This is a genomic window from Mycobacterium paraffinicum, from assembly GCF_025822865.1.
Lineage (GTDB): Bacteria > Actinomycetota > Actinomycetes > Mycobacteriales > Mycobacteriaceae > Mycobacterium > Mycobacterium paraffinicum.
The window spans coordinates 309,834-329,067 of the sequence record NZ_JACKUR010000025.1; the positions used below are offsets into that span (position 1 = coordinate 309,834).

At 67.3% G+C, this 19,234-nt stretch carries 21 protein-coding genes; 2 read left to right on the forward strand and 19 right to left on the reverse strand.

What is annotated here, in order from left to right; translation table 11 throughout:
• Positions 1–11: 11 nt before the first annotated feature.
• Positions 12–965, reverse strand: coding sequence for a DUF4436 domain-containing protein (locus tag H7J89_RS15990; protein ID WP_264044624.1), 954 nt, complete (start codon positions 963–965; stop codon positions 12–14).
• A gap of 395 nt (positions 966–1,360) precedes the next feature.
• Here H7J89_RS15990 and pstS point away from each other — a divergent pair, with 395 nt between their 5' ends.
• On the forward strand, positions 1,361–2,497 hold the full coding sequence (gene pstS, locus H7J89_RS15995; protein ID WP_264044625.1) for a phosphate ABC transporter substrate-binding protein PstS: 1,137 nt from the start codon (positions 1,361–1,363) through the stop codon (positions 2,495–2,497).
• Positions 2,498–2,500: 3 nt separating this feature from the next.
• On the opposite strand, the gene H7J89_RS16000 is transcribed toward pstS, so the two are convergent.
• The 15 genes from H7J89_RS16000 to H7J89_RS16070 form a co-directional block, all read right to left on the reverse strand.
• A complete protein-coding gene (locus H7J89_RS16000; RefSeq protein WP_264044626.1) occupies positions 2,501–3,436 on the reverse strand; it encodes a DUF4436 domain-containing protein in 936 nt (311 codons plus the stop codon).
• Positions 3,437–3,478: 42 nt separating this feature from the next.
• Entirely contained in the window at positions 3,479–4,153 is a 675-nt protein-coding gene (locus tag H7J89_RS16005; RefSeq protein ID WP_264044627.1) for a hypothetical protein, read from the reverse strand.
• Positions 4,128–6,488 (reverse strand): arylsulfatase, encoded by a 2,361-nt coding sequence (locus tag H7J89_RS16010; RefSeq protein WP_264044628.1) that lies wholly within the window; start codon positions 6,486–6,488, stop codon positions 4,128–4,130. The genes H7J89_RS16005 and H7J89_RS16010 overlap by 26 nt, the downstream gene beginning before the upstream one ends.
• A 139-nt stretch (positions 6,489–6,627) precedes the next feature.
• Complete coding sequence (gene rpsQ, locus H7J89_RS16015; protein WP_372513790.1) at positions 6,628–6,987, reverse strand: 30S ribosomal protein S17; 360 nt, start codon at positions 6,985–6,987, stop codon at positions 6,628–6,630.
• Entirely contained in the window at positions 6,984–7,217 is a 234-nt protein-coding gene (gene rpmC / locus H7J89_RS16020; protein WP_066951916.1) for a 50S ribosomal protein L29, read from the reverse strand. The genes rpsQ and rpmC overlap by 4 nt, the downstream gene beginning before the upstream one ends.
• A complete protein-coding gene (gene rplP / locus H7J89_RS16025) occupies positions 7,217–7,633 on the reverse strand; it encodes a 50S ribosomal protein L16 (RefSeq protein ID WP_007167840.1) in 417 nt (138 codons plus the stop codon). Before rplP ends, rpmC begins: the two co-directional genes overlap by 1 nt.
• A 3-nt stretch (positions 7,634–7,636) precedes the next feature.
• A complete protein-coding gene (gene rpsC / locus H7J89_RS16030) occupies positions 7,637–8,476 on the reverse strand; it encodes a 30S ribosomal protein S3 (protein ID WP_264044630.1) in 840 nt (279 codons plus the stop codon).
• Positions 8,476–9,030, reverse strand: coding sequence for a 50S ribosomal protein L22 (gene rplV, locus H7J89_RS16035; protein WP_066951918.1), 555 nt, complete (start codon positions 9,028–9,030; stop codon positions 8,476–8,478). Before rplV ends, rpsC begins: the two co-directional genes overlap by 1 nt.
• Positions 9,027–9,308: a 30S ribosomal protein S19 gene (gene rpsS / locus H7J89_RS16040; RefSeq protein WP_006245110.1), complete on the reverse strand. Its 282-nt coding sequence runs from the start codon at positions 9,306–9,308 to the stop codon at positions 9,027–9,029. Before rpsS ends, rplV begins: the two co-directional genes overlap by 4 nt.
• 29 nt (positions 9,309–9,337) lie before the next feature.
• On the reverse strand, positions 9,338–10,180 hold the full coding sequence (gene rplB, locus H7J89_RS16045) for a 50S ribosomal protein L2 (RefSeq protein ID WP_264044631.1): 843 nt from the start codon (positions 10,178–10,180) through the stop codon (positions 9,338–9,340).
• 29 nt (positions 10,181–10,209) lie between these two features.
• Positions 10,210–10,512 (reverse strand): 50S ribosomal protein L23, encoded by a 303-nt coding sequence (rplW, locus tag H7J89_RS16050; RefSeq protein WP_264044632.1) that lies wholly within the window; start codon positions 10,510–10,512, stop codon positions 10,210–10,212.
• Positions 10,513–11,193 (reverse strand): 50S ribosomal protein L4, encoded by a 681-nt coding sequence (gene rplD, locus H7J89_RS16055; RefSeq protein ID WP_264044633.1) that lies wholly within the window; start codon positions 11,191–11,193, stop codon positions 10,513–10,515.
• Entirely contained in the window at positions 11,193–11,846 is a 654-nt protein-coding gene (rplC, locus tag H7J89_RS16060; protein ID WP_264044634.1) for a 50S ribosomal protein L3, read from the reverse strand. The genes rplD and rplC overlap by 1 nt, the downstream gene beginning before the upstream one ends.
• 15 nt (positions 11,847–11,861) lie before the next feature.
• Positions 11,862–12,167, reverse strand: a complete 306-nt coding sequence (gene rpsJ / locus H7J89_RS16065; RefSeq protein WP_003873519.1) for a 30S ribosomal protein S10 — start codon at positions 12,165–12,167, stop codon at positions 11,862–11,864.
• 384 nt (positions 12,168–12,551) lie between these two features.
• Positions 12,552–13,208, reverse strand: coding sequence for a TetR/AcrR family transcriptional regulator (locus H7J89_RS16070; RefSeq protein ID WP_264044880.1), 657 nt, complete (start codon positions 13,206–13,208; stop codon positions 12,552–12,554).
• Between the two features lie 95 nt (positions 13,209–13,303).
• Between H7J89_RS16070 and H7J89_RS16075 the strand changes: the two genes are divergently transcribed.
• Positions 13,304–14,899 (forward strand): MFS transporter, encoded by a 1,596-nt coding sequence (locus tag H7J89_RS16075; protein ID WP_264044635.1) that lies wholly within the window; start codon positions 13,304–13,306, stop codon positions 14,897–14,899.
• A gap of 647 nt (positions 14,900–15,546) precedes the next feature.
• Here the strand turns inward: H7J89_RS16075 and mftG are convergent.
• Genes mftG through mftE form a run of 3 tightly spaced genes read right to left on the reverse strand, consistent with a single transcriptional unit; the run spans position 15,547 to position 19,158 of the window.
• Positions 15,547–16,986 carry a mycofactocin dehydrogenase MftG gene (mftG, locus tag H7J89_RS16080; protein ID WP_264044636.1) on the reverse strand — a complete coding sequence of 480 codons (1,440 nt, stop codon included), beginning with the start codon at positions 16,984–16,986 and terminating at the stop codon, positions 15,547–15,549.
• A gap of 19 nt (positions 16,987–17,005) precedes the next feature.
• A complete protein-coding gene (gene mftF / locus H7J89_RS16085) occupies positions 17,006–18,418 on the reverse strand; it encodes a mycofactocin biosynthesis glycosyltransferase MftF (RefSeq protein ID WP_264044637.1) in 1,413 nt (470 codons plus the stop codon).
• On the reverse strand, positions 18,415–19,158 hold the full coding sequence (gene mftE / locus H7J89_RS16090; protein WP_264044638.1) for a mycofactocin biosynthesis peptidyl-dipeptidase MftE: 744 nt from the start codon (positions 19,156–19,158) through the stop codon (positions 18,415–18,417). The genes mftF and mftE overlap by 4 nt, the downstream gene beginning before the upstream one ends.
• Positions 19,159–19,234: the final 76 nt, after the last annotated feature.

The following is a 19,234-nucleotide window of genomic DNA, read 5'->3' on the forward strand; positions in this document are numbered from 1 at the left end:
GTACGAGCGGCTCAGTCGGATTGCCGATACCACGTGAGCATGTACAACCCCATCGCCCCGACAAGCGCGAGCAGCACCCAGATCACCAGCGCCTGGTCGATCCATGCCCCGGGCGGTGGCGAGCCGGGAAGGAAGTTGCGGATGGGTATGACGGCGAACAGCATCGCCGCGAACCATGTGACGAAGGGTGGTACGAATTTGCGCCTGCCCAAGGCGATCTGGATGGCCACCGCGAACGCCAAGGTCGGCAGGGCGAAGAGGACCAGGCAGATGCCGAGGTCGAAGATCAGCGGACCCTTGGCCCGGTGCAGCGTGATGACCACGTTGTCCGGCCGGTCCGACTCCTGGCTGGCTTCACCGACGCGCTGGACGCTCACGTCCCAGCCATCCAACGCGCCGGTCACCTCGACCCGGGCCGGGATGTATTGGCGGGCGTCGCCTTGGCCAACGAGGACATCGGCCGAGAGAGTATCGGTGCGGTAGGAATCGAACGGCCAATCGTTGGGGTTCCCGTGCGCCTCGATCGTGGTGGCAACCTGCGCCGGGGACTTCCCCGCCGGGTATTGCAGGTCGCCCAGGTCGTTGGGCGGATCCATGCGGACCGCGGTGTCGGTCTTCAACACGTCAAGGCGTTTGTCGAACATCGAGTCTTCGGGAATCACAAGCACTTTCACCGTCAGGCGATTGGCGATGGTGTCCAGCTTCTCGAGGCGAACCAGCACGACGGTGTCACCGGTTGCGTTCAGGTCCGGCGGCTTGAGGGGGGCCCCGGAATTGGCCAGCAGGTGGAAGCCGAACAGAGATAACCCATAGACCACAACAACGGCCAGCAGGGCACCCAGACCGATGACGAGGCGCCTCCTGGGCTTGCGCGACGACGTTTCGGGCGGCACCAACGTCGCAGCGCCGGCCGAAGGCGTTGCGGGCGTTGCGGGCTGCTGCTGCGGCGGCGTGTGATGGGTCATCTTCCTGCCTTCGTCGAGGTTGACCGATCCGCCGCCCTGGGCGGCACGAGACAGATGGTAGCGAACTTACTGTGCCCGCGGGGCGGAAAATAAATATCGATCCCTACCAGGTATGTTGCACCAACGCTGGCAGCGGCGGGCCGCCCGGCAGCGAATCCTTCCCCGTGCGATTCGTCCGCTCGTCGCGCGCACCGGCACCCCGCGTGGTCAAGGGATCAGTTCACCCGATGTTTGTTTGCTTGCCGGCGGGGATAACGGTAAGTCTCGACGTGTGTCGAAACGGGGCGAAGCCCCTCTGCTCGCCGTCGCCGCCGGGCCACCTGCACCATCGCGTGCTCACCAGCCGTCGTCAACGTCGACCGTGCCGAATCCGTAGTCCCCAGGAGCCAACCAGCGTGAAGCGCAATCCACCGGCGGCCGCCATCAGCTTGTTCGCCGCGGCGGCGGTGGCGGTGGCGGTCTCAGCATGCAGCAGCGATTCTCAGCCGACGCTGGCGTATGCCGCCGGGGCCAAGGTGGAGTGCGGCGGCAAGCAGGCTCTGACGGCCAGTGGCTCGACCGCGCAGGCCAACGCGATGACGAAGTTCGTCGCCGCCTACGGGAAGGTCTGCGCCGGGCAGACTCTCAACTACACCGCGAACGGATCGGGCGCTGGAATCAGCGACTTCCTGGCCGGCAAAACGGATTTCGGCGGATCGGACACGCCGCTGTCCGGAGACCAATATGCCGCGGCCAAACAACGCTGCGGCGGCGCCGACGCGTGGAACCTGCCGGTGGTGTTCGGCCCGCTGGCCATCACCTACAACCTCGGCTCGGTCGACTCGTTGGTGCTCGACGCGTCGACGATAGCCAAGATCTTCGATGGCACCATCACCCGCTGGGATGACCCGGCGCTCACCGCGCTCAACGCATCGATGCCGGCCGAAGAGATTCGTGTCATATACCGCAGCGACGCGTCCGGGACCACCGACAACTTCCAGTCCTACCTGCAGGCCGCGTCCGGCGGGGCCTGGAGCAAGGGCACGGGCAAGGCGTTCAACGGCGGCGCCGGCACCGGCGCCGCCGGCAACAACGGCACCGCGGCACTGGTGAAATCGACCGAGGGCGCAATCAGTTACAACGAGCTGTCTTTCGCGCTGCAGCAAGGGCTTTACGCCGCCGAGATCAAAACCCCGGCGAGCCGCAGGTCGTTGCGGCCGGTGCGGATCGGCACCGACACCGTCGGCAAGACCATCACCGGCGCCAAGATCGTCGGTAGCGGCAACGACCTGGTGCTCGACATCTCGTCGTTCTACAACCCCGCCCAGCCCGACGTGTACCCAATCGTCCTGGCCACCTACGAGATCGTCTGCTCGAAGTACCCGACGCTGGACGTCGCCAAGGCCGTCAAGGCGTTCCTGCAGGCGGCGATCGGACCCGGCCAGGTGGAGCTGGCGAAGAACGGCTACATCCCGCTGTCGCCCAACTTCCAGGCCAGGGTCTCGAGCGCCGTCGACGCGATCAGCTCGGTGGAGGCACCGAACCCGGAGTAGGCGTCAGGCCCTCTTCGGCGGCTTTTTCTCGCGGGATCGCCACCAGGCGACGATGAACAGGGACATCGCCGTAACCAGCCCTATCAACACCCACAGCACGACGGCCTGGTCGATCCAGGAACCCGGCGGTGGAGATCCTGGCAGGAAGTTGCGCAGCGGGACGACGGCGAACAGCAGCGCCGCAAACCAGGTTCCCAACGGCGGCAGGAAGGTGGTCCGGCCCAACGCCATCGGGATGGCCACCCACAATGCCAGCACCGGCAGGGCGATGAGGACCAGGCAGATGCCGACGTCGAAGATCAGCGCACCCTTGGACCGTTGCAGCGTGATGATCAGGTCGTCCTGCACATCGGGGTTGGCGTCCTCGGGGTCGTGGACGCGGGTGACGGTTGCGTCCCAGCCGTCCAACTTTCCGGTCGCCTCGAGGCGGGCGGGTGCCTTTTCGCGGCTGGCGCCGGTTCCGGTGAACACGTCGGCGGCGATGACCTCGGTCTTGTACGTGTCGAACGGCCAGTTGGCGGGATCACCGTGCGCGACGATGGTCGTGCTGACCTGGGCCGGCGATTTTCCTACCGGGTATTGCAGGTCGCCCAGGTCGTTGTCGGGATACAGGCGCACCGCGGCATCGGTGGTCAGCACCCCGAAGTTCTTGTCGTACAACGAATCCTTGGGGTAGACGGTCACGTTCACCGTCAGGCGGTTCGCGACGGTATCCAATTTCTCCAGGCGTACCTGAACGACACTGTCTTCCGCCTCCACCTTGCTCAAATCCACCGAGGGAAGCGCGGGCGCCGACTTTGCCAGCAGGTGCACGGCGATCAGCGAGAGAGCGTAGATGACGATGAGGCAGGCGACTATTCCAAAAGCGATGGCGATTTGCCGGCCCCGGTGATTGGCGGGCGCCGGCGGCGCGGGGGGCGCCGGAGGCCCGGCGGTCATGAGGCATCACGGGCCAAATGCTAACAGGGACAACGGCGAATTTCAGGGGATGGTGACGGCGAATTGCTGCATTACCGTCGATTTAGCCGCTTCGAAACCTGGCGCTTTGCCGGGCCCCTGAAGATGGATGGCGACCAGGTACGCCTGGGTGTTGGTCCAGATGTGGGTGATGCGGTCGGCGAAATCGTTTGCTCCGGCCCCTCCGTTGGTACCGCTGAGCAGTTGGCTGCTGTAACCGCAGAATTGGGCCGCCGTGACGGTGAACTTGGCCCCCGGGTTCGCCGTCCCCAAGTCGGTGGCATAACGCAGGAACGCGCCACCGGGGTCGAGGTCGGTGCGGGCGATGGTCACCCGCACCGACATGCCGCCGGGGCCGGTCGACGTCAACGCCACGTCGCCCGTGCCGGGGGCCGCGTTCCAGCCGTCGGGCAACGGGACCGTGAGCACGGGCGCCGCCGGGTCCGCCACCGAGGCCTTGGTCATGGAGCCGCTGGCGGGCGGCGGGAAGCACACCAAGGCATTGGGCGGAATGTGGTCGGGCAGCGTGGTTTCGATTCCGGGCACCGGCTCGGCCGGGTCGGAAGCTCGCGTGGTGGTCGACGTCGACGAGCCGGTGCCACCGACGGCCGTTCCGCCGGTGGTCTTCTCACATCCCACTGCAGCGAGCGCCAGCAGGCACAGCGCCAGGGCTTCAGTCGCGCGAAAACGCAAGCGCAATTTCGGCTTCCACGTCTACATAGGGCCGGCCGGACAGGTCGACGGTGACCTGCACGATGGTGCCCCCGGTGAACGAGAACGGCGCTTTGTAGCGGCTGCACACCCCCGAGCCGCCGTTGCGGCCGACGGTGATCCCGGCGCCCGCGATCCCGAACGTTCCGGGATGGGTCTGCACCTCCGCGAGCGTGCCGACCACTTCGTCGTCGATGAACAACGTGACGTCGCCGAGCGGCGTGTGGCTGTTCGGCACGGTTCCGGTCCGCGAATAGTTCACGCCGAGCAGGTGCCTGCCGAGCGGCACCGCGCCCGATGAGGAGACCGTCTGCTGCCGTTCGCCCAGGAAGTTGTAGACGTAATGCAGGCGCCCGTCCTGGATGAACAGCACGTGCCCGCCGTGGGCGCCGCCCTGCTTGAACAACACCCCTTCCGCGCCGGTGGTATCCACGTTCACCTCGGCCAGGACGGCGAACGACCTGCCGCGAATCTCGGCGCCGGCGCCGATGCTCACGTCCGCGCAGTCGGGGTAGTAGACGTAGCTGGATCGGTCACCGCCGAGGTACGGGCGGAACCGCGTCATCGTCTCCAGGATGTTCAGGTCCGAGAGCGGCAACCCGTTGTACTTCGCGGCTTCGGAGAACCACAGCGCCTTGAGTTCTTCGAGCTTGTCCGGGTGCTCGGCGGCCAGGTCGTGACACTGGCTGCGGTCGGCCTCGATGTGGAACAGCTCCCAGCGATCGGCGTCGAAGTGCGACCAGCCGGCGGGCGTGGCCGCATGTACGGTGTTGGCGAACCAGCCCTGATGCCAAATCCCGCGGGTGCCCAGCATGGAGTAGAACTGAGTCTGCTTCCCGGTCTCGGCGGCCGGATCGGCAAGGGCCGCTTTGAAACTCACGCCGTCCAGTGGCTTCTGCGCAATGCCCCGGACGGTGTCGGGGGGCGTCATGCCCAGCAGATCGTAGACCGTGGGCGTGATGTCGCAGACGTTGACGTAGTTGTCACGGATCTCCCCATGTGCGGCAACACCATTGGGCCACGAAATGATCGCCGTGTCGGCGATGCCGCCCTCGTGCGACGCGTACCGCTTGTACAGCTTGTACGGGGTGTTGAAGGCCATCGCCCAGCCGATCGGGTAATGGTTATAGGTCTCCGGGCCGCCGAGGTGGTCGAACAGCTTCATGCTCTCCTCGACGGTGTCGATGTAGCCGTTGAAGAACTTGCCCTCGTTGACCGACCCGTTCGGGCCGCCCTCCCCGCTGGCGCCGTTGTCGGAGATCACCACGATGAGGGTGTTGTCCAGTTGACCGGATTCCTCCAAATAGTCCAGGATGCGGCCGATTTGGGCGTCGGTGTAGCTGAGGAAGCCGGCGAACACCTCGGCCATCCGGGAGAACAGCTTCTTCTCGTCGGCGTTCAGCGAGTCCCACGGCCGCACCGTGTCCTGCAGCGGCCAGGGCTCGCCCTGTGGCCCCTTGACGTCGGAGTACGGATTGACCGGAGAGAGTTCGGTGTCCGGTGGCACGATGCCCATCGACTTCTGGTTTTCCAGCACGATCTCGCGGTAGGCCTCGTAGCCCATGTCGAAGCGGCCGGCGTAGCGGTCCGCCCATTCGGAGAAGACGTGGTGCGGCGCGTGCCCGGCGCCCGGGCACACGTAGCTGAACCACGGCTTGTCGGGCGCGATCACCTTGGCATCGCGGATGAATTCGATGGTCTTGTCGGCGATGTCCTTCGAGAGGTGATAGCCGTCTTCGGGCGTGCCCGGCGGGTTGACCGGATGGTTGTCGTAGACCAGGTCGGGATACCACTGGTCGGTCTCGCCGCCCAGGAAACCGTAGAACCGTTCGAAGCCACGCGAGATCGGCCAATGTCGTTTCGTCGACGCCAGATTGGACTCTTCGAGAGGAGTCAGGTGCCACTTTCCGACGCAGTACGTGTTGTAGCCGCGCTCGGTGAGCACTTCGGAGAGCAGGGCGGTATCGAACGGGATCCGGCCGTTGGCGTTCGGGAACGCGTCGGTGAACTCCTCGATGGTGGCCATGCCGACGGTGGTGGCGTTGCGGCCGGTCAGCAGCGAGGCCCGGGTCGGCGAGCACAGCGCGGTGGTGTGAAATTGCGACAGCCGCACACCGCGCTCGGCGATGCGGGTCATCGCGGGCATCTCGACCAGGCCGCCGAAACAGTCCCACGTCGCGATGCCGGTGTCGTCCCAGACCAGGTACAGGATGTTCGGCGAGTTCTCCGGTGCGGTCGGCGCGGCGTACGGGCCCCAGTCCGGCTCGGAGTCCCGGATATCCAGCTCGATCTTGCCCTGAAATACATGGGAGTCAGTCGACATGCGCCGAGCGTAGCGCCACGGCGAGGATTCCGATCTTTTTTCGGCGGCGTCTCCCCCCGCAAGGGGCCGGCGCCCCGGGCCTGGCAAAGCAAAACGCCCGAGACGCTAAAGTCTCGGGCGTTTCGATGTTCCTTGGGGGCTACTTGGCCTTCTCGAGGATTTCGACGAGCCGCCACCGTTTGGTCGCCGACGTCGGACGCGTCTCCATCAGCGAGACGCGGTCGCCGATGCCCGCGGTGCTGTTCTCGTCGTGCGCCTTCACCTTCTTGGTGGTACGGATGATCTTGCCGTACAGCGGGTGACGCACGCGGTCTTCCAGCTCGACCACGATGGTCTTCTGCATCTTGTCGCTCACCACGTACCCGATGCGGACCTTACGCCGGCCACGCACCTTCGGGTTGGCCGGAGTGTGCTTGGGGCCCTTCTCTTTCGAGGGTGCGTCCTTTGCGGCCGCCTTGGGAGCCGCCTTCGCTGCCGCCTTCTTCGCTTCTGCCATCAGGATTCCTTACCGTCGGGCCCGGAAGCCAGGCCCAGTTCTCGTTCGCGCAGCACGGTGTAAACGCGCGCGATCTCCTGCCGCACCGCGCGCAGCCGGCGGTTGTTGGACAGCTGCCCCGTCGCCATCTGGAAACGCAGGTTGAACAGCTCTTCCTTGGATTCGCGCAGACGCTCGGTCAGCTCCTCGTCGGTGAGCTCACGCAGTTCGCCAGGCGAAATTCCCACTGCCATCAGAACTGATCCTCTCGGGTCACGATGCGTGCCTTGATCGGCAGCTTGTGGATTGCACGGGTAAGGGCCGCCCGGGCCACCTGCTCGTTGGGGTAGCTCAGCTCGAACAGCACGCGGCCCGGCTTGACGTTGACCACCCACCATTCCGGCGAGCCCTTACCCGAACCCATCCGGGTTTCGGCGGGCTTCTTGGTCAGCGGACGGTCCGGGAAGACGTTGATCCACACCTTCCCGCCACGCTTGATGTGGCGGTTGATCGCGATACGCGCGGACTCGATCTGCCGGTTGGTGACGTAGGCGTGCTCCAGGGCCTGGATGCCGTAGTCACCGAAGTTCACCGCCGTGCCGCCGCTGGCGATGCCGCGCTGGCGGGGGTGGTGCTGCTTACGGTGTTTAACCCTGCGGGGAATCAACATGATTCAGCTCTCCGTGCTCTGCGGTTCTGCGGCGGGCGCGGCCTCGGCCGCTGCGGCCGCAGTGTTTTCTTCGGCGCCCGCGGCGGCCCGGCCGGCCTCGGTGCTGGTCGCCGTGGTGCCCGACGCACCGCTGCGCCGGGGGCGCGTGCCCGACGGACGCTCGCGGCGCGGACGGTCGGCGCCCGCCGGAGCGGCTACGGCCAGTTCGCGTTTCCCACCGACGATGTCGCCCTTGTAGATCCACACCTTCACACCGATCCGGCCGAAGGTGGTCTTGGCCTCGTACAGGCCGTAGTCGATGTCGGCGCGCAGCGTGTGCAGCGGCACCCGCCCCTCGCGGTAGAACTCCGACCGGCTCATCTCCGCACCGCCCAGACGACCCGAGCACTGCACCCGGATGCCCTTGACGTTGGGCTGCCGCATCGCCGACTGGATGGCCTTACGCATCGCGCGGCGGAACGCCACCCGGTTGCTCAGCTGCTCGGCGACGCCCTGGGCCACCAATTGCGCCTGGGCCTCGGGGTTGCGGACTTCGAGGATGTTGAGCTGAACCTGCTTGCCGGTCAGCTTCTCCAGGTCCGCACGGATGCGGTCGGCCTCGGTGCCGCGGCGGCCGATGACGATGCCGGGGCGCGCGGTGTGGATGTCGACGCGCACCCGGTCGCGGGTGCGCTCGATCTCCACGTCGGCGATGCCGGCGCGCTCGAGCCCGGTGGACAGCAGCTTGCGGATCGCGACGTCTTCCTTGACGTAGTCCGCGTACTGCTTGTCGGCGTACCAGCGGGACTTCCAGTCGGTGGTGATACCCAGCCGGAAGCCGTGCGGATTGATCTTCTGGCCCACTAGTCTGAGCCTCCCTTCGCTTCCGAGGTCTCAGCAGTTGCCTTCGAAGTCTTCGCCTCGGCGGTTTTCGCCGCAGCCTTCTTCGCGGGCGCCTTCTTGGCGGGCGCCTTGGTGGCGGCCTTCTTCGCGGGAGCCTTCGCGGCGGCCTTGCTGGCCTCCGCGCGGCGGGCCCTCGTCGACTTCGCCGAACGTTGGTCCTTGGCCGGCCGGCTTTCCACCACGACCGTGATGTGGCTGGTGCGCTTGCGGATCCGGAATGCGCGGCCCTGGGCGCGCGGGCGAATGCGCTTGGCGGTCGGGCCCTCGTCGGCGTACACCGTGGCGACCACCAGGGTGGCCGGGTCCAGCCCGTTGTTGTTCTGCGCGTTCGCTGCGGCGCTGGCGATCACCTTGGCTACCGGCTCGCTGGCCGCCTGGGGCGCCCAGCGCAGGATGTCGAGCGCGTCGGCCACCGACCGGCCCCGCACCAGGTCGATCACCCGGCGTGCCTTTGTCGGTGAGACCCGCACGAACCGCGCCTTGGCGACCGCCGACGGGAATTCAGTTGTGGTCATCGCCGTTTGGCCTTCCGGTCGTCCTTGATGTGGCCCTTGAAGGTTCGCGTCGGCGCGAATTCACCAAGCTTGTGACCGACCATCGACTCGGTGACGAACACCGGGACGTGCTTGCGTCCGTCGTGGACGGCAAAGGTGTGACCGATGAAGTCCGGGATGATCGTCGAACGCCGAGACCAGGTCTTGATGACCTGCTTGGTGTTCTTCTCGTTCTGGACGTCCACCTTCTTGAGCAGGTGGTCGTCGACGAACGGGCCCTTCTTCAGGCTGCGTGGCATGTGCTTGTACTCCTAGTCCCGGAACTTCCTCAGCGACCGTGCTTCTTGCCGGTGCGCCGGCGCCGGACGATGAGTTTGTTGCTGGCCTTGTTCGGGTGGCGGGTGCGGCCCTCCGGCTTGCCCCACGGGCTCACCGGGTGGCGACCACCGGAGGTCTTACCCTCACCACCACCGTGCGGGTGGTCCACCGGGTTCATGACCACACCACGGACCGAAGGGCGCTTGCCCTTCCACCGCATCCGGCCGGCCTTGCCCCAGTTGATGTTTGCCTGCTCCGCGTTGCCCACCTCGCCGACAGTGGCGCGGCAGCGCACGTCGACGCGGCGGATTTCACCGCTGGGCATACGCAGCGACGCGTAACTGCCCTCTTTACCGAGCAACTGGATGCTCGAGCCGGCGGACCGCGCCAGCTTGGCGCCGCCGCCCGGCCGCAGTTCCACCGCGTGGATCACGGTACCGGCGGGGATGTTGCGCAGCGGCAGGTTGTTGCCGGGCTTGATGTCGGCGTTTGGGCCCGACTCCACCACGTCGCCCTGCGAAAGGCCTTGCGGCGCGATGATGTAACGCTTCTCGCCGTCCAGGAAGTGCAGCAGTGCGATGTTGGCGGTCCGGTTCGGGTCGTACTCGATGTGCGCGACCTTGGCGTTGACGCCGTCCTTGTCGTTGCGACGGAAGTCGATCACCCGGTAGGCCCGCTTGTGGCCGCCGCCCTTGTGGCGGGTGGTGATGCGGCCGTGTGCGTTACGGCCACCGTGGCCGTGCAGCGGGCGCACCAACGATTTCTCCGGCTCCGAGCGGGTGACCTCGGCGAAGTCGGACACGCTGGAGCCGCGGCGGCCGGGGCTCGTCGGCTTGTACTTGCGAATTGCCATGTCTAATCAGGTCTTTCTCTCGCGCGCGGCTAGGCCGGGGCCCCGAACAGGTCGATGGGCTTGCTTCCGGGCGCCAGCGTGACGATGGCGCGCTTGGTGCCCTTGCGCTTGCCGTATCCGGTCCTGGTGCGCTTGCGCTTGCCCTGTCGATTCGCGGTGTTCACCGACACGACCTTGACGGAGAAGATCTTCTCGATGGCGATCTTGATCTGCGTCTTGTTCGAATCGGGGTGCACCACAAAGGTGTACACGTTGTCATCCAGAAGCCCATAGGACTTTTCCGAGATGACCGGGGCCAGGATGATGTCGCGGGGGTCGGTGATGGTCGCCATCTACGCCGTTACCTCCTCGGTGCTAGCGGTGTTGGCGCCCGCCTGGGCGCTGATGTAGGCGTTGAGCGCCTCAACGCTGAACACCACGTCGTCGGAGCGCAGCACGTCATAGGTGTTGAGCTGGTCGGGCGTCAGGATGTGCACACCGGGCAGGTTGCGCACGCTCTTGGCGCCGGCCTCGTCGCTGCGGCCGATCACGATCAGCACCTTCTTGCGGTCGGTCAGCGTGCCCAGGAATGCCCTCGCGTTCTTGGTCGACGGCGTCTGGCCCGACACCAGCTCGGTGACCGCATGAATGCGGCCGTTGCGCGCCCGGTCCGACAACGCGCCGCGCAACGCCGCGACGATCATCTTCTTGGGGGTGCGCTGGGCGTAGTCGCGCGGCTTCGGGCCGTGCACGACGCCACCGCCGGTGAACTGCGGGGCCCGCGTCGAACCCTGACGGGCACGACCGGTTCCCTTCTGCCGGTACGGCTTACGTCCACCGCCGCTGACCTCGCCGCGGGTCTTGGTCGAGTGCGTGCCCTGGCGCGCCGCCGCCCGCTGCGCAGTGACCACCTGGTGCATCAACGCGATATTGGCCGGGGCGTCGAACAATTCGGCCGGCAATTCGACCGAGCCGTCGACCTTGCCGTCCGGCGTCTTGACGTCAATCTTGAGTGTCTGGCCTTTAGTCGCCATTACTTCTCACCTCGTTTGATCGCGCTGCGGACCACCACGAGTCCACCGGTGCGGCCGGGGACCGCACCCTTGATCAGCAGCACGCCGTTCTCGGCATCAACCTTGTGCACCACCAGGTTCTGCACCGTCACCCGGTCGTTACCCATCCGGCCGGCCATCCGGGTGCCCTTGAAGACGCGCGCGGGGGTGGCGCAGCCGCCGATGGAACCCGGACGGCGGTGCACCGCCTGCGCACCGTGGCTGGCGCCCTGGCCACGGAAGCCGTGGCGCTTCATGGTGCCGGCGAAGCCCTTGCCCTTGGAGGTGCCGGTCACGTCGACATAGGCGCCGTCGGCGAAGATCTCCGCCGTCAGCTCCTGGCCGACTTCGTATTCGTTGGTCGCGGCCTCGTCATCCAGCCGCAACTCGGCGAGGTGCCGGCGCGGGTTCACGCCCGCGGCGCTGTACTGACCGGTCACCGGCTTGTTCACCTTGCGGGGGCTGATCTCGCCGTAGGCCAGTTGGACGGCGCTGTAGCCGTCGCGCTCGGGGGTGCGGATGCGGGTGACCACGTTGGGCCCCGCTTTGACCACCGTCACCGGGACGACCCGGTTGTTCTCGTCGAACACCTGCGTCATGCCCAGCTTGGTACCCAGAATGCCTTTTCTTGCCATGAGTTCACCAAGCCCCTACTGGATGTTGACGTCGACACTGGCCGGAAGGTCGATGCGCATCAGCGCGTCGACGGTCTTCGGCGTCGGGTCGAGGATGTCGATCAACCGCTTGTGAGTACGCATCTCGAAGTGCTCCCGCGAGTCCTTGTACTTGTGCGGAGAGCGAATGACGCAGTACACATTCTTCTCAGTCGGCAGCGGCACCGGACCTACGACACTGGCACCCGTGCGGACGACGGTCTCGACGATTTTGCGCGCCGATGCGTCGATGGCCTCATGGTCGTAGGCCTTGAGCCTGATGCGGATCTTTTGTCCCGCCACGCTTCTCCTACCCTCACTCCACTTACAAAAATCCGTGTCCGGACCTGGTGCTCCCAGCGCGCTGGTCGAGCCCGGGTCAACCCTGGGCCGATCGAGCGTCGCGCCGGATACTGCGCCGCTGTTTACCTGTCGTGGTCCACCGGCCCCCGCGATCGGGTGTGTCACCCTCACGCAGCCTGGACCGCGGCAAAATTTGTCGCGCTCCAAGGATGGGACCGGACGCGCCCGTTTGGGCGCTGGTCGTATGCCCGACCAGGCGCAAACCCGGCCCAAGGCAACCTGAACAGTATGCCCTAGATCATGGGTTTGGCCAAATCCCGGCCGAACGCCCCCGAACCGGCCCCGCCGGGCGGTCAACCCGCTGGTCAGCGGCCGTCGCCGGCCTCAGGCACCCGCCGATTCGACGCTCGCCGCATCGGCCCGGTTGTGTGCACGCTGAACATAGAGGAAACCGTCGACGGCCGCGAGCGCGCACGCGCGGTAATCGAAGTCGGGAAACGTGGAAACGCGCCCCAGCACCAGGGGGCCGATGAGCAGCGCGATGGCCCGGGAGCGGTCCACCTCGCCAAGCTCGGCGGCCTCCGGGCTGTCGAAGATGGCGTCGAACGGGGCGGCGTACTGCTGGGCGATGCGCTCGCGCAGCGTGGTGATCGCCGCGCTGTCCGCCGCCTGGCTGTCGCGGGGTTCCGGCATCTTTTCCAGGTCGCGGCCCAGGGCCAGCCACGACATCGCCGTCATCACGACGGGTGCCTGGGCCACCGATTCGGCCTGCGCCAACACCACCGCCACCAGGCGGTCGCGCAGCGAACCCTCGGCCGGCGGCGTGGGCGACGGCGGGATGAGGCTGTTGAAAGCCGCTGCGAGCAAATCGTTTCCGCTCGGGAAGTGGCGATACAGTGTGGCTCTGGCCACGTTGGCGGTGCGGGTGACCGCGTCGACGGTCACCGCGCTGGGACCGCCGGAACTCAGCAGCGTGGCGGCGGCCTCGAGTAAACGGGCCCGCGAGCGCGCCGGGCGGGGGTCGCTGGTACTGCCGGTGATTGTGACCCACCTCCCTGTTTGGGAACAAGACTATCGGTCTACCTACAAGACTATTGGTCTCGAAACTTCCCAACGCCACCGTGAGGAGGCGCATCATGGTCGAAACCCTGGTCCGGCCTGACCAGCGTACTGATGCAGTCAGCATCGGCAATAGTCCCCGAGCGCGAAACTGGACGCTGGCCGTCGCCTGCATGGGAGTCGCCCTGGTTGTCGCGTCGATGACGGCGCTGAACACCGCGCTGGGAGACCTCGCGGTGGCCACCTCGGCCACCCAGTCGCAGCTGAACTGGATCGTCGACGGATACACCGTGGCACTGGCCTGCCTGCTGTTGCCCGCGGGCGCGATCGGCGACCGCTACGGCAGGCGCGGCGCCCTGCTGATCGGCCTGGTGGTCTTCTCGTTGGGCTCGATGGCCCCGGCGATGCTGCACAGTCCCGCGCAGATCATCGCCGGCCGCGCGGCGGCCGGGATCGGCGCCGCCTTCGTGATGCCGGCAACCCTGTCGCTGCTGAGCGTGGCCTATCCGAAAGCCGAGCGCACCAAGGCGGTCGGGATCTGGGCCGGCACGGCCGGATCCGGCGGCGTGCTGGGCATGATCGGTTCCGGTTTGCTGCTTCGCTTTTGGGACTGGCACGCGATCTTCTTGTCGCTGGGCGCCGCCGGGCTGGTGATCTTCGCGCTGGCGTGCACCGTCGCCTCGTCCCGCGACGGCGGCGCCCCGCGGATCGATGGGCTGGGCGCGGTCCTGATCGGCGCCGCGGTGGCCATCGCCGTGGCGGCGATACTGGAGGCGCCGACCCGCGGATGGAGCAACCCCCTGGTCTGGGGCGGGCTCGTCGCGGGCGCGGTGCTGGCGGCGGCATTCGGCGCCGTCGAGCTGCGCCTCGCCCGGCGCAGCAGGCAACCCCTGCTCGACGTCCGGCTGTTCGCCGATCCGAATTTCGCCACCGGCGTCGCCGCGATCGTCATCCTGTTCGGCGCCACGTTCGGGTTCTTCTACATCGGCATGCAATACGTGCAACAGATCATGGGCTACTCGCCCCTGGCGACGGCAATCTCCTTCGGCCCCTTCATGGTGCCGCTGGGCATCTTCTCGGCGCTGTCGTTCTGGTACGTGCCCAAGCTGGGCCTGCGGCTCGTGCTCTTCGTCGGCACGCTGCTGATGGCGGTCGGGTTCGCGTGCATGTACCGGTTGAACCTGCACTCGTCCTATCTGGAATTCGCCTGGCCCACACTGATACTGGCAACCGGCATCGGAATCTGCACGGCGCCGACGACATCGGCGATCATGGGAGCGGTGCCCGACGAGAAGCAGGGCGTCGCCTCCGCGGTGAACGATACGTCCCGGGAGATGGGCGGCGCGTTGGGAATCGCGGTGGCCGGTTCGATTCTGGCCGGTCGCTATTCGCACGAACTCGCCCCGAAGTTGACAGGCTTTCCCGGGCCCGTCCGGGGGGCGGCCACCGATTCGCTGGCCAAAGCCGTGGAGGTGGCGGGCCGGATGGGGCCCCAGGGCCGCCAGCTGGCCGACATCAGCAAGGCCGCGTTCCTCGCGGCCTTGCACGCGTCGACGATCACGATGGCCGCGATCGTCGCCGCCGCCGCGCTGCTGATCGCGGTTTGGGCGCCGGGCCGTGACGGCCGGCAGCTTCGGCCGGTGCGCGGGATGCTGTCCGGCCGCCGTCACTGAAACGCCCCCAGGTCAACACCGCTTCGCCCAATAGTGTTGCCCGACAGCGGGTTCAACGCTTGAAAACCTCTGCCGGTTCTGGTATCACCAGATGTATATCGACAGATACAGATCATCTCTGCGAGGCGAGGTGGATGTGGTGTTGATGGGTGTTACGAGCGTGGTCGAGCCGGTATGCCCGGTGATGCGTGAGGCGGCGGCGATCGTGGAGGCCGAATGGATACGCCTGAGGCGAGGGAGCGAGCCGGCTCGGCACCCAGGCTGTGAGTATCCCATGGCGCGGCGCTGCCGGCGCCGGACGAGCACCCTGGTGTCCACCGAGTCGACGAGCGCCGGACGCGCGGCGCACACCCTCGGGCGGCGGGCACGCTGGCCGGCCTCCCTGATCTGGGCCCGGCAGCGTTCACCTCCGGTCTGCCGACACGTTTCACGCATCGACGAAGGGAGGTAGCCGAAAAGAGACAAGCACGGGCAATCGAACAGTGAAATGGCGACCGTGCAGTCCACGGATATTGCGACGCATTTCCGCGCGACGCGCTACTTGCGCGCGCACTGCCACTTGCCGTGGCCATCTACGTGGACCGCATGAACAATCGCCGCTCGCGGGGCGGGCCTCATGCCTCACCCTTGGGGCCCGCCCCCACGCATCACCGAACGAATTCGGCGGCTCGATGACCGATCATGACCACGGTGGCGTGCGGCCCCCGGCTGGTGATGGCGGGCAGGATCGAGCCGTCGATCACCCAAAGGTTGTCGATGCCGTGCACCCGGCAGCGATGGTCGACGACGGCCCGCGGGTCGGTATCGGCGCCCATCGGCGCTGTGCCGCAGAGATGTTGCGACGTGGACCATACGGGTTCGCCGACATGCGTTGCGGTACGCGCCAATTCGCGGGCCAGTTCGGCACCTTGGCCTAGCGCCGCTACGTCTTCGGGCTCGCTGTCGTAACGGTGCTCGATGCGGGGCGGCGCCTCGGGGTCCGCCGACGCCAGCGTAATGCGCCCCCGCGCGCGCGGCCGCATTAGCGCAACCCCGATGTGCGGCCAGTCCGCATGACCGGCGGTGCCGTCCCCGGTCATCGCGACGAATCCCCCTGTGTACGGCCTGATCTCGAGGCCATCGACGGTGCTGAGCACGACTTCGAGCACCGGGCGGCCGGGAGCCACCGTCCAGTCGGTGGGCAACACCCACTCCGGATGATCGCTGAACGACGTCCCCACCGGCAACGGCCTCAGCGCGGGTACCCCGACGGAGCGCAACCCCTCCTCGGGTCCGATGCCGGAGAGCATCAGCAGCTGTGCCGTTTGGATAGCACCGGCACACAACACGATCCGGTCTGCGGTCAGCGTCAAGTGGCCGTGCGGGCCGATCGCGTCGACACCCGCGGCGGCGGTGCCGGCGAAGCGCAACCGCGCGGCGCGCGTCCGGGAGCGCAATGTCAGGTTAGGCCGGCGCAGCGCCGGCAACAGAAATCCCGCGCCGGATCCGGTACGCACACCGTCCACGATGTTGAGCGGGACGGCGCCCATTCCCGAAACCAGTTCCGGCCCACAGTCATTGAGATCTTCGATCCAGTCGAACCCGGCGCGCTGCGCGGCGGTGATGAAACGATCGGTGGTTCCCGTCATTTCGTGGGCACGACGGACCCGGATGGGACCGCTGCCGCCATGGGCCGGCCCGCTGAAGTCCAGGTCGGTCTCGATGGCCCGGAAGCTGTCGAGGACGTCGGACCAGGCCCAGCCGGGTAGCGATAGCCGGTCGAAGTCGCGCGGCAATCCGCGGCAGAAGTACCCGCCATTGACTGCGCCCGAGCCACCGACGGTCGCCCCGCGCACGATCGGATGCGCGCGCATGGGTCGATCGGTCAGGCTCGTCTGATAACGGCGCACCAGCGGGCTGCCGACCCCGATCGGCAGCTGCAACCCGTTCGCGGTTTGAGCGAGCAATCCCGGATCGTCGAGGGCCGGCCCCGCCTCGATGACGGTCACCACACACCCCGGCTCGGCAGAAAGACGTTCGGCGACAACCGATCCAGCGCTACCGGCACCGACGATCAGCACGTCGCTGTGCGGGGCGGCCTTACTCAAGGGCGGGTCAAGGTGGCGGCTAGCTCCGAATCTGGGGTTTCAGCGCCCGCAGGTTGCGCTCCCGCACCACACCCCACCACAACCCGAGGCCGTACGCCAGGTCGTCGACACGCTTGAGCAACAGATAGGTCAGCAGGCCGATCGGTTCGGCATCGTCGCCGACGGCGTCGCGGCGTCGCAGCCAGTCCACCACGCCGTCCATGATCGCCGCGACCAGCACGACGCGTCGGAAATGTCGCGACAGCGTGGCGGCAACCAGCGCCACCGGCCAATAGTGCCGACACAGGGCCGACGCCAGCTGCAGCGCGGCCGACCACAGGCCGCGGGTCGCGATCATCGCCACGTCGGCGATCGACGTCTCGGCGCCGCGCATCGCCCTGGCGATCCTTCGACCGGTCAGGACGGCGACGACGACGGACGCCAGTTGGGACAGGCTGGTCCCGAACGCCATCAGGATCCAGGTCATCAGCGCCCAGCCGGAGATCACCACCGGGGCCGTCTTGTCCGGGTGGCGAACCGAGAGCGGGGCCGCCGATCCGCCATAGTACGCCTTGCGCGCGAGCCAATCCCGCAGTTCGGTGCGGTGGTCGTGGGCGACCAGCGCGATGGGTTCGTAGCGCAGCCGGGCGCCGGACTCGATGAGCCGCCAACACAAGTCGACATCCTCACCGGATTGCAGGGTCTCGTCGAACCCGCCGACCCTGCGGAGGGCGGAGCACCGACAGATGATCGCCGCGCTGGGCACGTAGGACACCTGGCTGTGGGGCAGCACGGGCGCCTCGCGCTCACCGAGGTCGAGCGACGAGTGCACCGCCTCGTAGCGGGCCACCACATTTTCACTGTGCGACAAACCGACGATGCGCGGCGCGGACAGGGCGACGGTGGGATCGCAGAAATGCCCGAGCAGCGCCTCCAGCCAGCCGCGCCGCGGCGCGACGTCGGAATCCAGAAACGCGACGTAGTCGGTGCTGCAGGCGGCCAACCCGGTGTTGCGGGCGGCGGCCGGGCCCCTGGAGCGGGAGTGCCGCAATACTTCGACGTCGCAGTGCGCGCCGACGAAGTCGTCCGGCTCGATCGGCGGGAACGAACCGTCGTCCACCACGATGACCCGCAGACCGCGCAGCGAGCTCACCAAGCGGCGCACCCCGGAAAGGTTGTCGCGCACCGGAATTACCACGGTGACGTCGTTGTGCGACGGGCCGCCCGCCGGCCGCGGATGCGCCACCGTGGCGTCCAGCAGGGTGCGGGCCAGCTGGGCACTGACGTCGTCGCGAACCTTCAGCCGGCCGTCGCACAGCATGTCCTGGGCGGCCGGCGCCAGCTTCAGCAGCCGGGTCGGCGAACCACCGAGCAGCGCCGAGCCATCGCCGAGCACCCGCACCCGCCGGTCGACCTGGACGGCGAAGCCATCCGGCAGCCGGGTCGCCGTCATGTAAGCATCCCGTCGCGCCCGGGCGACCACCGGGCCACTCGCCGGACACAGCCGTCGACCATCTCGGCGAGGATGCGCTTGCCCTCGGCGGCCGTCGCGGTTGTCGGGTCCCCCAGCACGCCCACGGGGCTGACCGCCGCGACTCCCCCGCGCCGCATCGACGGGAGTAATTCCGGCAGCGGCGCCCGGTTGCCGGCGAGCCACCGGTCGGTCAGCACGTCGCCGGGCGAGATGTGCAGCAATATCGATGTTTCGGTGTGCCCGGCGTGCGCATCGCCGCCGTCGGCCAGGCATGGGCACCAGCCGGCGTCGCGGCCCTCGGCCCGCAGCCGCGCCACCGCCCCGGTCAGCGCGGCGACGTTGCCGCCGTGGCCGTTGACGAAGACGAGGCGGTTGGCCCAGCTAGCGGCCGACCGGCCGTATTCCACGAGCAGCATCGTCAGGGCTTCGGTGCCGATGGAGATCGTTCCGGTGAAACTCTGGTGCTCGCCGCTGGCGCCGTAGGCGATGGCCGGCGCCAGCAACCACTCGCGCTCGATGCGCGCTTCGAGACCGGCCCGAGCCCCACGGGCGACCGCGGTGGCGATCCGGGTGTCGGTGTCCAGCGGCAGATGCGGGCCGTGCTGTTCGGTCGACCCCAGCGGGATCAATATCGACGGCGAGGTGCCCGACAGCTGGCTTGACGTCGCCATTGCCAATTCGCCGAGTACGGGCACTCGGTGATGGTAGGACGAATTCACCTGGCGTGCACCAATTGTTGTTCGGAGAAAACATTTTTTTTCTGACTGGTTCATCAGGGGTTCGAAATTTGTGCTC